The 13,887-nt window shown below is 64.8% G+C and carries 24 protein-coding genes; all 24 read left to right on the forward strand.

The window, feature by feature from the left end; genetic code table 11:
* A partial coding sequence (locus BH95_RS12425; protein ID WP_208601170.1) for a hypothetical protein occupies positions 1 to 632 on the forward strand: 632 nt, incomplete at its 5' end.
* On the forward strand, positions 632 to 940 hold the full coding sequence (locus tag BH95_RS12430; protein ID WP_037182542.1) for a hypothetical protein: 309 nt from the start codon (positions 632 to 634) through the stop codon (positions 938 to 940). The genes BH95_RS12425 and BH95_RS12430, both read left to right, overlap by 1 nt.
* A complete protein-coding gene (locus BH95_RS12435) occupies positions 930 to 1,706 on the forward strand; it encodes a hypothetical protein (protein ID WP_052060051.1) in 777 nt (258 codons plus the stop codon). The genes BH95_RS12430 and BH95_RS12435 overlap by 11 nt, the downstream gene beginning before the upstream one ends.
* The gene (locus BH95_RS12440) at positions 1,703 to 1,978 is read left to right on the forward strand and encodes a hypothetical protein (protein WP_037182545.1); all 276 of its coding nucleotides are present in this window, start codon (positions 1,703 to 1,705) and stop codon (positions 1,976 to 1,978) included. Before BH95_RS12435 ends, BH95_RS12440 begins: the two co-directional genes overlap by 4 nt.
* The gene (locus BH95_RS12445) at positions 1,968 to 2,975 is read left to right on the forward strand and encodes a hypothetical protein (protein WP_037182548.1); all 1,008 of its coding nucleotides are present in this window, start codon (positions 1,968 to 1,970) and stop codon (positions 2,973 to 2,975) included. The genes BH95_RS12440 and BH95_RS12445 overlap by 11 nt, the downstream gene beginning before the upstream one ends.
* Positions 2,968 to 3,261 (forward strand): zinc finger domain-containing protein, encoded by a 294-nt coding sequence (locus BH95_RS12450; protein ID WP_037182550.1) that lies wholly within the window; start codon positions 2,968 to 2,970, stop codon positions 3,259 to 3,261. The genes BH95_RS12445 and BH95_RS12450 overlap by 8 nt, the downstream gene beginning before the upstream one ends.
* Complete coding sequence (locus BH95_RS12455) at positions 3,258 to 3,632, forward strand: hypothetical protein (RefSeq protein ID WP_037182552.1); 375 nt, start codon at positions 3,258 to 3,260, stop codon at positions 3,630 to 3,632. Before BH95_RS12450 ends, BH95_RS12455 begins: the two co-directional genes overlap by 4 nt.
* The gene (locus tag BH95_RS27810; RefSeq protein WP_052060052.1) at positions 3,629 to 4,192 is read left to right on the forward strand and encodes a hypothetical protein; all 564 of its coding nucleotides are present in this window, start codon (positions 3,629 to 3,631) and stop codon (positions 4,190 to 4,192) included. Before BH95_RS12455 ends, BH95_RS27810 begins: the two co-directional genes overlap by 4 nt.
* Positions 4,189 to 4,455, forward strand: a complete 267-nt coding sequence (locus BH95_RS27815; RefSeq protein ID WP_052060053.1) for a hypothetical protein — start codon at positions 4,189 to 4,191, stop codon at positions 4,453 to 4,455. Before BH95_RS27810 ends, BH95_RS27815 begins: the two co-directional genes overlap by 4 nt.
* On the forward strand, positions 4,452 to 4,670 hold the full coding sequence (locus tag BH95_RS12465; protein ID WP_037182554.1) for a hypothetical protein: 219 nt from the start codon (positions 4,452 to 4,454) through the stop codon (positions 4,668 to 4,670). The genes BH95_RS27815 and BH95_RS12465 overlap by 4 nt, the downstream gene beginning before the upstream one ends.
* Positions 4,667 to 5,941, forward strand: a complete 1,275-nt coding sequence (locus BH95_RS12470; RefSeq protein ID WP_037182556.1) for a hypothetical protein — start codon at positions 4,667 to 4,669, stop codon at positions 5,939 to 5,941. Before BH95_RS12465 ends, BH95_RS12470 begins: the two co-directional genes overlap by 4 nt.
* Positions 5,938 to 6,219, forward strand: coding sequence for a hypothetical protein (locus BH95_RS12475; RefSeq protein WP_037182559.1), 282 nt, complete (start codon positions 5,938 to 5,940; stop codon positions 6,217 to 6,219). The genes BH95_RS12470 and BH95_RS12475 overlap by 4 nt, the downstream gene beginning before the upstream one ends.
* Positions 6,212 to 6,442 (forward strand): hypothetical protein, encoded by a 231-nt coding sequence (locus BH95_RS12480; protein ID WP_037182561.1) that lies wholly within the window; start codon positions 6,212 to 6,214, stop codon positions 6,440 to 6,442. The genes BH95_RS12475 and BH95_RS12480 overlap by 8 nt, the downstream gene beginning before the upstream one ends.
* Entirely contained in the window at positions 6,439 to 7,365 is a 927-nt protein-coding gene (locus tag BH95_RS12485; RefSeq protein WP_037182563.1) for a hypothetical protein, read from the forward strand. The genes BH95_RS12480 and BH95_RS12485 overlap by 4 nt, the downstream gene beginning before the upstream one ends.
* 341 nt (positions 7,366 to 7,706) lie before the next feature.
* Positions 7,707 to 7,853 carry a hypothetical protein gene (locus BH95_RS28755; RefSeq protein WP_157773083.1) on the forward strand — a complete coding sequence of 49 codons (147 nt, stop codon included), beginning with the start codon at positions 7,707 to 7,709 and terminating at the stop codon, positions 7,851 to 7,853.
* A complete protein-coding gene (locus BH95_RS12490) occupies positions 7,850 to 8,053 on the forward strand; it encodes a hypothetical protein (RefSeq protein WP_037182566.1) in 204 nt (67 codons plus the stop codon). Before BH95_RS28755 ends, BH95_RS12490 begins: the two co-directional genes overlap by 4 nt.
* Before the next feature lie 154 nt (positions 8,054 to 8,207).
* The gene (locus BH95_RS29545) at positions 8,208 to 8,546 is read left to right on the forward strand and encodes an HNH endonuclease signature motif containing protein (RefSeq protein ID WP_037182568.1); all 339 of its coding nucleotides are present in this window, start codon (positions 8,208 to 8,210) and stop codon (positions 8,544 to 8,546) included.
* Positions 8,543 to 9,055, forward strand: coding sequence for a hypothetical protein (locus tag BH95_RS12500; protein WP_037182570.1), 513 nt, complete (start codon positions 8,543 to 8,545; stop codon positions 9,053 to 9,055). The genes BH95_RS29545 and BH95_RS12500 overlap by 4 nt, the downstream gene beginning before the upstream one ends.
* A complete protein-coding gene (locus tag BH95_RS28760; protein WP_157773085.1) occupies positions 9,055 to 9,216 on the forward strand; it encodes a hypothetical protein in 162 nt (53 codons plus the stop codon). Before BH95_RS12500 ends, BH95_RS28760 begins: the two co-directional genes overlap by 1 nt.
* 108 nt (positions 9,217 to 9,324) lie before the next feature.
* On the forward strand, positions 9,325 to 9,822 hold the full coding sequence (locus BH95_RS12505) for a phage terminase small subunit P27 family (protein ID WP_037106412.1): 498 nt from the start codon (positions 9,325 to 9,327) through the stop codon (positions 9,820 to 9,822).
* On the forward strand, positions 9,797 to 11,536 hold the full coding sequence (locus BH95_RS12510) for a terminase large subunit (protein ID WP_052060054.1): 1,740 nt from the start codon (positions 9,797 to 9,799) through the stop codon (positions 11,534 to 11,536). The genes BH95_RS12505 and BH95_RS12510 overlap by 26 nt, the downstream gene beginning before the upstream one ends.
* Positions 11,537 to 11,546: 10 nt before the next feature.
* Entirely contained in the window at positions 11,547 to 11,822 is a 276-nt protein-coding gene (locus BH95_RS12515) for a hypothetical protein (RefSeq protein WP_037106175.1), read from the forward strand.
* Entirely contained in the window at positions 11,822 to 13,072 is a 1,251-nt protein-coding gene (locus tag BH95_RS12520) for a phage portal protein (protein ID WP_052060055.1), read from the forward strand. The genes BH95_RS12515 and BH95_RS12520 overlap by 1 nt, the downstream gene beginning before the upstream one ends.
* Positions 13,072 to 13,866 (forward strand): HK97 family phage prohead protease, encoded by a 795-nt coding sequence (locus tag BH95_RS12525; protein ID WP_052060056.1) that lies wholly within the window; start codon positions 13,072 to 13,074, stop codon positions 13,864 to 13,866. The genes BH95_RS12520 and BH95_RS12525 overlap by 1 nt, the downstream gene beginning before the upstream one ends.
* Positions 13,867 to 13,887: the final 21 nt, after the last annotated feature.

Raw genomic sequence — 13,887 nt, forward strand, 5'->3', positions numbered from 1 at the left:
TTGTATTCCTGGACACCGAAACCACTTCCCTTCGCGGGGACACCCGCCTCCCGTGGGAGATCGCGATGATCCGCGTCGACGAGTTCGCAGACCTCGAACCCGACTCACCGAACCCCGACGCAGTCGAGAAGATCCGCATGTTCATCGACGGCGTCGACCTCTCCGATGCTGACCCGTTCTCGCTGCAGATCGGCCGATTCTACGAACGCCACCCACGGCAGAACGGCCTCGCGGTAAGCACCGACACCGTCGTCGACAGCACCGAGCCCTCCGCTGGGCGGCCTAGCTGGGTCGACGGGCCGTTCTTCGACTTGTACACCGAAGAAGCCGCGATGCACATCGTGGACCGCTGGACCCGCGGCGCAACCATCGTCGGCGCCGTCCCGTCGTTCGACATGCAGACCCTCGAAACTCGGATGCGCTGGCACGGCCTGTGCCCATCGTGGAGCCACCGCCCGGTGTGCGTGGAGAACCTCGTTGCCGGCCGCGTCCAGTGGCTCCCCGAGAACCGGCTGCAGGGCATGGGGAAGGCCGCCGAGCAGCTCGGTATCAAGATCGATCTGGCGGACGCTCACACCGCCATGGGTGACGCCGAGCTCGCGCGCCGCATCTTCGACGAGGTGTTCGCCTGATGCCTATCCACTCGGACCACGAAGCAGCGGTCAAATACATCAACGACGAGACCAGCCCCTACAGCCCCGCCGGCGAGCTCAACTACGACAACCTCGGCGACCGAATCGAGTTCTACTGGAAGTACCCCAACGGAGTACTCGCCCACGTCGCCGGAGTGCTGCAGAAGGTCACCCACAGCACCGCGTGGACGACGATCGCCATCAGCGGCTACCCCTACAGCCCGACCTCGGGCCCTGGGCTCAGCGGCGAATTCGAGGAGTTCAACCTCGACGACCAAGACCCCGTGGAGGTGTTCGATGAGCGCTGAAATCATCACCATCGTCTGTGCCCGCGGTATTGGTGAGGGTCTCGGCGTTCCGACGACGCTGTCTCTCGTCACGGATCCGCTGCCGAAGAATCGCTTTCGGGTCGTGCACCTCAACCACCGCTCGGAGTACGGGCCGATCCCGAACCCGCTGGGGCAGGCGTACATACGCACCCGCGAGGAAGCGATCTCGCTCGCGATGGGGGAGATCTCCCGTGCGCCCGGGCGTTTCGTTCTCGCCGGCTACTCGGCCGGCGCTGACTCGATGGGTGACCTCGCCGACCGCATCGGCCGCGCTGTGCACGGCCCGCTGCTCGACGCGAAGCGGCGCATGGTCGGCGTCGCGCTCATCGCCGACCCGAAGAACCCACGCCGCGACCTACGGCAGCAGCAGTGGGGCGTCGCCGGGAACCGATTGATCCACACCGCCGCACCCGTGTTCCGCGCCAACGATCCCGCCGACATGATCCCGTTCTGCGACGCCGACTCGCCGCTCCGCACGTTCGCCGACCAGACCGACGGATTCAGCCTCACCGACCTCGTCGGCTGGGGCCTCGGCATGGCCACCAAGATCCGACTGCAGCAGTTCCAACAGATCGGCGTCGACTGGCGCAACCGCGAAGCCGTCCGAGACCTCTACACCCGCGCAAGCCAGCAGTTCAACGGCTACCGCACCGGCGACCACACCTCGTACCACCGACGCATCGAACCCGGCACCCGGAAGACGTACGTCGCCAACATGACCGAGAAGATCGCGAGCCTCGCATGAGCTCAGGACAGCGGCCCCGCACCCCGGAGCACTTCCCGCGGATGAAGGTCCGCGGACACCGCCGGCGAGCCCGGAGGATCCTCCTCAGCGGCGAGCTCGACGACGTCATACAGCAGACCGTCGACTACCTGAACGACATGCTGTTCTCCGGTCTCGGCCTACCCATCATCAACTTCGGCGCCCTCTTCACAGGTGAACAGCGCAGGGACATGGTCACCGCATACCGCCGCAACCACACCACCCGAAAGGAGGAACGCTCTAATGCCACGTGAATTCGCTCGGATCCGCATCAACATCGCGGACGACGACGACCTCGAGGAGCTGACCGCCGACGCGCAATGGCTGTACTTCCGCGTCCTCATCCCAGAACCCACACTCAACTACGCTGGCGTCGGAGACTGGCGCCCGAAGCGACTCGTACGCAAGGCCGGCGACATGACGATCGACCGAATCACCGCGGCCGCTGCACTCCTCGAGGAACGCTCCTACGCCCTGTTCGACGTCGACACCGAAGAGTTTATGGTCCGCACTCTGATCCGCTCCGACGAGCTCCTGAAGAACCCGAAGATGGCGTCCACTGTCGTCCGTGGCTACTCGGAAACGACGTCCCGTCAGCTCCGGGCGGCGATCGTGTCGGAGGTGCAGCAGGCGAAGAAGGAGCACCCCGATTATTCGTCGTGGACGCACAAGGACACGAGGGATGGATTGTCGAAATTGCTGTCCCGCCCGAACCTGAACACGGTCGATTACACCAATCAGATTGTGGTCCCGATTGGTAATCCGAATGCGGTCCAGATCGGTAATCCAGATACGGTCCCGAACACCGATCCGAATGCGGTCGGGAACACCGAAACATCAAGTAGCGAGATCGGTAATCGAAATCGGTCCGGATCCCCTGCACCTACACCTGCATACTTACACCCTGCACCCTTAGGGGGTTTAGTAAGTACGGAAGGTCACCAAGCGCCGGCCTCGGATTTCAAGCCCTCCCCGAATTGCTCGATCCACCCGAACGGCACCAGCGCCCCGTGCCGCGCCTGCGGCGACGCCCGGAAGCGCGCCGACGGCTGGGAAGCGCATCGGGCCGCCGACGCGAAACTCTCCCGCCGGCAGGTCATCGACGACTGCGAGTGGTGCGATCTCAACGGCATCCGCGAAGAACCCCGCGACGTCCACGACTACGACCTCCCGGCGATCCGCTGCGACCACACACCGATGTCGATCGAGGACTGGCGAGCTCTGATCTCGGAGGACGGCGACGGTGCGTAACCCCGACTTCGAGCAGCTCGCCGAGAAAGACCTCGCCGAAACGATCCCGTGCCGGGACTGCGGAGCGCCGAAAGGCCAACCGTGCCAACGCGTCGACTACGACGGCACCCGCCACGAACTGACCAACATGCCCGCCCACATACGCCGCACCAAACGAGCACAACGACTGCAGCGCATGGCATCCGAGGAGAACCTCACCATGAACGACGACGGACTGTTCGAAGTAGCCGAACCCGAATGGGAAGACATTCCCGTGACCGTCCGAGTCAAGGCGGCCGGCAAGTGAGCGCCAACGACGCCCTCGCCCGGGCGCTCGACTGGGACTGGCCCGCTGCACCACACGTCCCGAGCTCGGCCGAGTGCGTCGAGTCGGTCGTGCGAGATCTCGACGAGCTCGGATGGGTCATCGTCGATTCTGCTCAGGCTCGCAAGCTGGCGGCAATTCGCGACCTGCACACGCGCGACCAAGACGGCGAGTGGCAGTGCCACGACGCTGACTGCGACAAGTGCCAGCTCGGATACGGCCACCACGGGCCGATCTGCACGTACTGCTCAAACTCCGACCCGGACGACGAGAACGCAATCATCGTCTGGCCGTGCCCGACCGTGCAGATCATCGACGACGTGCCCGCGCCCGGCCTCCGAGGTGTCGAGTGAGCATCGTCGTCGGTATCGACCCGTCCCTCACAGCCGCCGGAATCGCCCAAATCCACGATCCTGCGACCGCACTCTCCCCGAACGTCCCAAAACTCGTCACCGTCGGCGAGAGCCGCCCGGAAGACGTGTCTCTAGTCGGGCGTGCCCTCCGCGTCCGCCGGCAACGCGACCGGATCCTCCGGAAACTCCCCGCCGGCACCCGAGCCGTCGGCATCGAACTCCTCCCACAGGTCAACCCCACACCCAAGCAGGCGAGCCTGTTCGTCGAACGCGGCGCGCTCATCCTCGAGCTCGCGCACTACCTCGCCGGCAAGGGCATCCCCGTCGTCGGAATCAGCGTGCAGGCGATCAAGATCTTCGCCACCGGCGACGGCTCCGCGAAGAAACCACAAGTCCTCGCCGCCATGCGCGAACTGTGGCCCGGAGCGCCGATCAACGGCGACGACAACCGATCCGACGGCCTCGCCATCGCAACCATCATCAGCCAGCACCTCGGCTGGTACGAGCCCGAACTGCCCTGCCACTACGCACCCCGAGTCGATTGGAGCCAACTCCGATGAGTGACGAGCTCATAACCGGTCTCGACGTGAACGCCGAATTGTGCACTGCTGCAGGCGTCGATCACGACTATCGGCCGCACGAGGTGCAGCACCCTGCAAACCCGAACCTCGACCGCACGTACTGGCGGTGCGTCTGGTGCCACGCCGTCTCCTGCGGCGACTACGGCGAGACCGACCCCTGCATCGAGCACTACCACCATCATCCGAAACCGCACCGCACCGCGGCCGGCGTCACGTGGCCGATCGGAGGAGATCGACCATGAGTAACCCCGAGCAGTCCGTCGAACGCATCGAGACATGCGAGCACCACCTCACCGCACTGGTATCCGAATCCGTCATCGGCTACTGCACACTGCCCGCCGACCACGCGAAATACGACCTACCGCACAGCACCAAGATTTCCTGCCAAGCAGCAGCCGCCGACGAGAAAACCACCGGCGTATTCGACGTGTCAGTCACATGGAGGACCCCCCGATGAGCAACCCGGAGCAGTCCGTCATCGACCAGATCGACGCCCTCATCGACGAGCAGCTCGACGCCGGCGAACCCATCGGCGGATACGACTACGACGACCCCGACTACCCCGAATGCCCGCGCTGCACACGGCAATGGCACGGCCTACCCGAGGGCAACTGCATCGGCTCCGGCATCGAAGGACCCGACACCCCGCCATGCCCACACTGCGGCCGGCAGTGGCATGCCGAGCCGGGCGGCTACTACGCGCGATGCCCCGGATCGACATTCATCGGGCCACGACGCCCCGGCCCGTTCGAGGAGGCCCGGGACGCCGACGGCTACCTCCCGAACGTCACCCGCGAGATCCAGACCCCGCTGTACACAGCACCACTCGGGACGCCACTGCCAACCGACGACGTATTCGACCTATCCGCGTGGTCGAACATCGGCGTCGTCGCACCACGACCCCGCTACACGCCGCCGCGTCGGTCACCGTGGGTCGACCTGCTCTATCGCAACCTCCTCGACCTGGCGAGCCTCCGCTCACAGATCGAAGCCCTCGGCGGCACCTGGGATGAAAGCTGGTCGACGCGCGACGCACGAGCACACCGCGACCAGCTCATGTCCGGCGCAGTCAGCGGAATGTCCGTCAACGAGGGAATCTCGTTCGCGTCGCACTTCGGCGGCCTGATGAACTACACGGAATCGCTGCACGGCCGCCCGTACGACTGGTGCGGCGGCCAGTCCGGCGCACGAACCACGTTCACCGAGATCGACGAGCACCGCGAAGCGTACGAGCGCATGTCGAAGATCCTCACGTGGACAAACCCGTTCCTGCCCAACGACTACGCTCAGCGTGAACCGCGCCCATGGCTGTACGTACCCCGGCGACGCGTAATCCCCGCCTACACGTACGAAGCCAACGGGTTCTACGTCACCTGGGACCGCCACGGCCAACGATCCGGCCTGAACTACCGCGTCACCGGCACCCTGCCCGAGTACGTCGACGCCACCATGGACACGACCGGGCCGATCCCGCCGAACTACCTCGACGCCGACCGCCAAACATGGACGGTCCGCCGACCACAACCCGGCCTGCCGAACCCATTCTCGGCGAGCTTCTTCTTCGACTGGGGAATTCTCGAGGCCACCTGGACCGTCACCGTCGGCGAAAACGACGCGAATCATATTCCGCCCGAAATCGCCGCGGCCACAACACCCGAGCAACCGCCCATGTGGACCGTCAACCCCGGCCGAGAACGCCGCCGCAACACCAGGAGACGACACCGATGACCTACAACGAAGCCTGGGGCGAGAACTTCACGCGCCACCCCGTCGACGGATACCTCGAAATCCCCGTACCTGATGACGTCGAGCTCGAAGACGTCGTTACCGCATTCCTGAAATTCCGCGGCCCGAAAAACTTCATCTTCACACCACCCACACGCCGCGAACGGATCCGACGCCGAATCCGCCGGATCCGCAACACACCACGCCGCTACCACGAACGACTCACCATCGCCGCACACGCACTCCGCGGCGACCTCGACGGATGGACACCCGATGAGTGACGCAGCGAAACGACCCACCGACGAACAGCTCACCGAGTGGTCGAACGAACCGTGGAACTTCCCGGTCTACTACGACGACGACCACGACGGATACCTGCAAATGATGGCTATCGAGCTCATCCAGGCCCGCGCCACCCTTGCACGTGTCCGAGGCCTCGCCCTGGCGCCATTCGAGTCCGTCCCGACGATCGCAGTCGCCCAAGCGATCGCGAAACGCCGATGACCGTCGAATGTGGCCGCTGCAGCCGCCCCGTCACCGACGGCTACCCCATGTGCACCACCTGCGCACACAACATGGCCACCGACCTCCAAACCATCCCCGAGCTCGTCGCAGAACTCACCGTCACCCGCGCGCGCCTCGACCGAATGGGCCGCGCACGCGCCGGCGGAAAAGACGCCGACACACAACTCCCCATCCGCCTCGACCGAAACGGCATGCCCGTTGACAGCAGCCTCCTCGACGTCCTCGACGACACCCTCCGACGCTGGGCCATCACCCTCTGCGACCGCCACGGCTTACGGCCCAACCGCCGCTACATCGTCGAGCTCGTCGACGAACTCCGCGCCGGCCGCAGAACCGACATAGCCGCAATCAGCTTTACCGCCGCCACCCCCGCCGAAATCGCCGCCGTCTGGCTCGCCCACCACCCCCACTGGCTCCGCACCCTCAACCAACCCATCGACAAGTACGAAACACTCCGCGCCCTCATCGCCAAAGCCCAACGCACCATCGACCGAATGACACCACTCGCATACCGCGGCCCCTGCGCCGAATGCGGATCCATCATGACCGCCGAGCAAGAAGCACCCATCGTCCAATGCGGTAAATGCAAATCGCTGTACGACGCCCGCGAGATCCGCGACGGCCTGATGGACCAAGTCCGCAACTGGAACCTCTCCCGATACGGCGTCCTCGAGCACATCGAGCTCATCATCGGCGTCAAGATCCCCGACGCCACATTCCGATCATGGGCCCACCGAAAGAAGATCCGCCCCCGCGAATGGCTCTGGCACGGCGAACGCTACGACTTCTGGATCCACCGCAACGCCGAAGCCCTCTACCGCGTCGGCGACGGAATCGAACTCGCCAAGCAATGGCAGAAATACCAACAACTCCTAACAGGGAATTACCCGCACAGCGCGTAAAACGCTGTTACGCAAAGGAACAAGCACGAACCCAATGCACGCGCGCACGCGCGCGAGGTGCAACAATGGTCCGCACGGAGACACCTGTATCCGAAAACTTCCCGGCAGTCGCCAGTCAAAGTCACCCACGGCACGGTCCTGATTTCCGTTACGCGCCCATTGGGAATCCAAGCAGAGCAACCCATCGGCCCCTGAGCACTTTCAGGGGACGCCGAGCTGCTGACGACTACCGGGAACCCCCTCACCGATTAAAACCGGCACACAGTGATTTTACTCAGCCCAATGCAACATCAACGGTCAAAATTTGACCGCGAATGTAACCCCACCGAGGAGCCACGCACATGGCCGACGAAAACACCTACCGCACCAAGCCCGAACACGTCCAAGCACTGCGCTGGACAGGAGACAACGTCAACGAAGCGAACGCCCCGCGCACGGTGCAGGCTCCAACGCCATCGTCGAACTGTTCATCCCCCTCCTCGACATGAACGATCACGAAGTCGCCCGAGACGCCGTCGGTGACACCAACCTCCAACGGCTTTTGCAGCCCGGAATAACCGGTGTTCTGTTCATGGACTTCGACTGCACATGGATCGGCGTGCAAGACGGTATGTGGCTCGTGTACAACGCCAACGGCATACACCCACTCACCGACCAGTCCTTCCAGGCCACCTACGAGAAGGCCTGACCATGGTCGAGCGCGGACAACCTTGGCGCTGCATCACCGACGGATGCACACGCGGCACCCACGACGAGTCCCGCCGCTGCACCGCATGCCGAGCCTCCCTCCGCGAACTCAACGAAGCATCGTTCGCCCGGTTCGAGATCACCTCCCATCGCTGATGCCACACGCACCCGCCCGCCTCTGCCCCAAGTGCTCGAAGGCCTTCACCGGCGCGCACTGCCCCCGCTGCTGGAAACCCTGGCGCGGATCCTCCTACGGCAACAGCGGCACCACCCGCCGACAACAGAAGATCCGCGAGAAGCAGCTCGCCGACCACCCCATCTGCCAATGGCCCGGATGCGCACGCCTCGCCGTCACAGCCGACCACATCCACAACCGAGCAGCAGGCGGCGACCTCTACGACCCCGCCAACTACCAATCCCTCTGCCAACCACACCACGACAACAAGACCCAGACCGAAGCCCGAGCCGGACGACAACGGAAGAAGCACCGATGACCAAGAACCCGCACACACAGACACTCGCGCAGAACATCACCGTCGACTACGACGCGAGCACAGTCGACGTCGACAACACACGCCTGCCATGGATGCTCGCCGCACCCGGCCCCATCGTCACCGCCAACGCCGACCCCGACAGCACCATGGGCACCGTCACCGTCTCCCTGTTCGCCGAAGAGATCACCGTCCGCGGCATCCCCACACCCGGAGCGGCCCGCCCCCACACAGGCGCCACCCACGTCCGACTCTGGGACTCACAGTGGAACCTCGTCGGCGACATCGACGAAGGCTGGCGCGCAGACGAACCACTCGTCATAACCCTCGGCGAGGCGCACCCCATCGCCAACCGAATCGTCGACGACGCCACCCCCGCCAGCCCGCAATTCGACTACAACCTCAGCGTCGAACGCGACGGCAACCGCATCACAGGCAGTCTCAGCGAGTTCCACCTAGTGCAAGGCCGACTCGGCAAGCACTTGGTCCTCCGATTCGTCGAAGGCTACTGATGCACTCACAGCCATCCCTCGCCCGCGAGACCGCAGCCCGCGCCCTCTTCGGTGCCGCGCTGGTGCAGACCGTCGCCAACAACGTCCACGCATCCCAACGCGAAGGCTTCATCGCAGACGTCCTCCTCGCCGCCACCCTGCCAAGCACACCCACCCCATAGGGGCGTCTGGATCACAACGCAAACAGCCAGCGGAGCCCGACTCGGTGGCGCTTCGTGTGCGCGCTCAGGTTGGGGCGCATGGGGGGTATCAACCCGAAGGGGGTCACGATGTCAGGTCCAGCGCAGGCGCCGGCGCAGCTCCGGTTGCTCAACGGCCGCGGTGAAGGCCTCGATTCGGGCGGCCGGAAGGTTGCGCCGCCGCCGGACTTCCGGCGGATCCCTCCGAAGCCGCCGACGTGGCTGTCCCGTGAGGCGAAGGCGGAGTGGCGTCGGATCGTTCCGGGGCTGTCGCGTCTGGATCTGACGAAGGAAGAGGATCGATCGTCGCTCGCCGCGTACTGCGAGACGTGGGCGACGTGGGTCGACGCGATCCGCCAGGTTCGGAAGAACGGCATCGTCGTTCAGAACCGCTCGATTCGGAAGGACGGGACCGAATCGGTATGGCAGACAAAGAATCCAGCTATGGCCGTCGCCGAGCGCGCCGCGTATCAGCTCCGAGGGTGGGCGCAGGAGTTCGGGTTGACGCCGTCGGCGGAGGGCAAGCTGTCCGGCGGAATGGGTCGGACCGAGGGCTCGACCGATGACGACGAAAACCCGTTCGCGTGACGTAGAGATCCCGGACGCCGATGAGCTCGCCGCACTGAAGATCTCGCCCGAGGTCGCGTTCTACCTGGTTTCGCGCGGTATCCCGCTGCCTGACTGCCCGCCGCTGATCAAGACACCCGAGCCGCGGGACGAGCCGGGAGCACGGTTCGACGTGGACCGGGTCGACAAGGTCATGAACGTGTTCCGCCGGCTCCGCCACACGAAGGGCCGCATGGCCGGCAAGCCGCTGATCCCGGACCCGTGGCAGGTCGCCTACATCGTGGCCCCGATCTTCGGGTGGATCCGGTACGACGAGGATCTCGAGCAGTACGTGCGGATCATCCGAAACGCGTACATCGACCTGCCTCGTAAGAACGGGAAGTCGACGATCGCCGGCGGTATCGGGATCTACCTGACCACGGCCGACGGTGAGGCCGGCGCGCAGGTCATCGCCGCGGCGACGAATAAAGCGCAGGCCGGGTTCGTGTTCGATCCGATCAAGGACATCTGCAAGAAGTCGCCGTCGCTCCGTCCGCATGTGAAGCCGCTCAAGGATCGGGTCACGCACCCGAAGACCGGATCGTATTTTCAGGTCGTCGCGTCGGTCGGTGACGCGCAGCATGGCGCCGACCTGCACGGAGCTGTCGTCGACGAGTTGCACCTGCACAAGACGTACGAGCTCGTCGAAGCGATCGAGACCGGCACCGGATCCCGCTCGCAACCGCTGATCGTGTTCATCACCACGGCCGACGAGGGCAAGAAGGACACCGCGTACGACCGGAAGCGGACCATCGTCGAGCAGCTCGCCCGCGGAGTACTCACGGACTCGTCGACGTACGGTGTGGTGTTCGGCGCCGAGGAATCCGACGATCCGTTCTCGGAGGAGACGCAGCGTAAAGCCAACCCGGGATTCGGTGTGTCGCCGACACGTTCGTTCCTGCGGACCGCCGCGAAGAAGGCGCAGAACTCGCCGATCGAACTGTCGTCGTACCTGCGACTGCACCTCGGGATCCGCACGAAGCAGTCCGCGAAGTACATCAACCTCGGTGCGTGGGATCGGAACGCGTCGATCGTCGACGAGGTCCGGCTCAAGGGCCGCGCCGCGTACGGCGGCCTGGACCTCGGCGCGACGTCGGACCTTACGTCGCTGTGCTGGGTGTTCCCGGACGAGGAGCGCGGCGGCTACGACATGTTGTGGCGGACGTGGATCCCGGAGGAGAACCTCGACTGGTTGAACCGGCGCACCGCCGGATCGGCCGACATGTGGGTCAAGCGTGGATGGTTGACGACGACCCCGGGCAACGTCGCCGATTATGACTTCATCCGGGCGACGATCCAGAAGGACCGAGACCAGTTCGACGTCCGCGAGATCGCGTACGACCGATGGAACGCAACACAGCTCGCGAACGACCTCGTGAAAGACGGGGCGCCGCTGGTCCAGATGGGTCAGGGCTACGCGTCTATGTCGTCGCCGACGAAGGAACTGCAACGCCTGGTGCTGCTCGGCACCGAGGAGAACCCGGTCACTCGGCACGGCGGCAACATGGCCGTCCGCTGGATGGTCGACAACTTCGCTGTAGCGATGGACGACGCCGGCAACGTGAAGCCGTCGAAGGCGAAGGCCGCGGACAAGATCGACGCCGTGGCCGCTCTCATCATGGCTCTCTCTCGCGCGATCGACGAGGTTCCGCCCAACGAAAGTTACTACGAGAACAACGATCTGATGATCGTGTGAGGGGTTCGAAATGGCCGAGGCCGTCATTATCGCCGCGTCAATCCTGGTGCTTGCAGCAGTGCTCGCGTACCGGGGCCGGCGCCGCGACGAGTTGCGAGACCTGGTCGGGGAGAAGGTCGTCGTGCAGCTCGAAGATGCGACGATCGTCGGCACTCTCGCCGGCACCGGCCGCTCGTATCTCGTGATCCGCAAGGCGACGGCCGGCGTCGACGCACCGAAGGCCGTCGACGGGCATCTCCGCATCGCTCGCTCGTCGGTTCGGTACGTGCAGGCGGTGGGTGACTGATGGCGGTATTCCAGACCCTCGGCGCCCTCGGCTCGCATTTCGAGCGGGAGTACGGCGCCGGCGGAGTCGAGGTGATGGATCCCGGGTTCCCCCTCGACGATCTCGCCGGCGAGATGAACCCCGGCCGCGCGTTCAGGAATCAGCCGAGTGTCCGCAAGGTGACGACGTTCATCGCCCGCAACATCTCGACGATCCCGATGCACCTGTTCGAGCGGATCGACGACAACGACCGCAAGCGCATCACAGACGGCAAGCTCGCAGCGATGCTGAGCCGGCCGGCGGCCGGGATGACACCGATCCGTTTCTGGCGGGCGGTCATCATGGATCAGCTCCTCTACGACCGCTATTGCGTCACCTGCCACGAGGACCCCGACACCGGCGAGCTTGTGCTTACCCGGCTACCCGCTCGCCGGGTCCGGTTCAAGGCCGACGAGTTCGGCAACATTCACACCGTCCGCTACAACACAAAGGCTGGCGAGCGGACGGAGTTCGATCCGGCGGACTGCATGTTCGACGTCGGTTACTCACCGCGCGGCGACAACGGGCTCTCGCCGATCGAGACGCTCCGCGAGATCCTCGCCGAGTCGTCGGAGGCTGTCGAGTATCGACGGTCGGTGTGGAAGAACGCAGCGCGGATCCCGCAGGTGATCGAGCGGCCGGCCGAGGCGAAGTGGACCGACGAGAGCTACAAACGCTTCAAGTCGCAGTGGGAGTCGTTCAAGAAGGGCGGCGGCGCCGAGGGTGGAACACCGGTCCTCGAAGACGGCATGACCGTCAAGGAGGTCACGTCGTTCCGCCCCAAGGACACCCTCGACTTGGAAGGCCGCAAGCTCACCGACGCCGAGACAGCCTCCGCGTACTTCATCGCCCCGGAGCTCGTCGGCGCCCGGGAGGGCACGTACTCGAACGTCGAGTCGTTCCGCCAAATGCTGTACCGCGACTCGCTCGGTCCGTGGATCTTCGCGTGGGAGCAGTCGATCAACGCGCACATCGTCCCGCGGTTCAACGACGGTAAGCCGCTGTACGTCGAAGCCAACATCGAGGCCAAGCTCAAAGGCTCGTTCGAGGAGCAAGCCCGCATCATGCAGTCCTCGATCGGCGGTCCGTGGCTCACCCGCAACGAGGGCCGCGCGCGAATGAACCTGCCGGCCATCGAGGGCGGCGATGAACTGATCACCCCGCTCAACGTTCTCGTCGGTGGGCAAGCCTCGCCGCAAGATTCGGCACCACCGACGACCGAGGAGGTCTGATGTACGTCAAGGAATTCCAGACCAAGGTGAAAGCCGCCGGCAGCGCAGACGGACTGAAGGACGGCCAGGTCCTCGCCGTCGTGTCGGTGTTCGGCAACGTCGACAGCTACGGCGACGTCGTCATGCCCGGAGCGTTCGACGAGGACCTCAAAGCGTGGAAGGAATCGGGCGATCCGATCCCGGCGATCTGGTCGCATGATTGGCGAGACCCGTTCTCCCACATCGGGACAGTCCTCGAAGCATCCGAGACCGAGAAGGGACTCGAGACGCTGTATCAGATCGACCTCGAGAACAACCCCAAAGCGGAGCAGGTGTACCGGCTCCTGAAGGGACGGCGCGTCACGCAGTCGTCGTTCGCGTACGACATTCTCGACGCTGGGTGGGTTGAGCGGGAGGACAAGGAAACCGGCAAGAAGTACGAGGTTTTCGAGCTCCGAAAGCTCCACCTGTTCGAGGTCGGGCCGACGCTGGTCGGTGCGAACCAGGAGACCGAGCTGATTGAGGTCAAATCCGCCGAGCTCGCCCGGCATTTCAAAACCGGCCGCGTCTTGTCGCAAACCAATTTCGACAGCCTGCAGAAGGCCTACGACTCGATCGGTGCAGTACTCGCGTCGGCGACGCCCGACGACAAATCTTCCGGCAGTACGCCGGATAGCAAGAACGCCCGCAAGACCGGCCACGCCGCCGACGACCCGGCCAGCGACAGCGGAGCTGATCCCTCCGCCAAGTCGTCCGCCCAGGAGTCGTCGAACGGAACCGCCCAGGCGCTCGCACGGCTATCACTCTCCGACTGACCACACGAAAGGGTCTTACTC

The organism is Rhodococcoides fascians A44A (genome assembly GCF_000760735.1).
Classification (GTDB): Bacteria; Actinomycetota; Actinomycetes; order Mycobacteriales; family Mycobacteriaceae; genus Rhodococcoides; species Rhodococcoides fascians_E.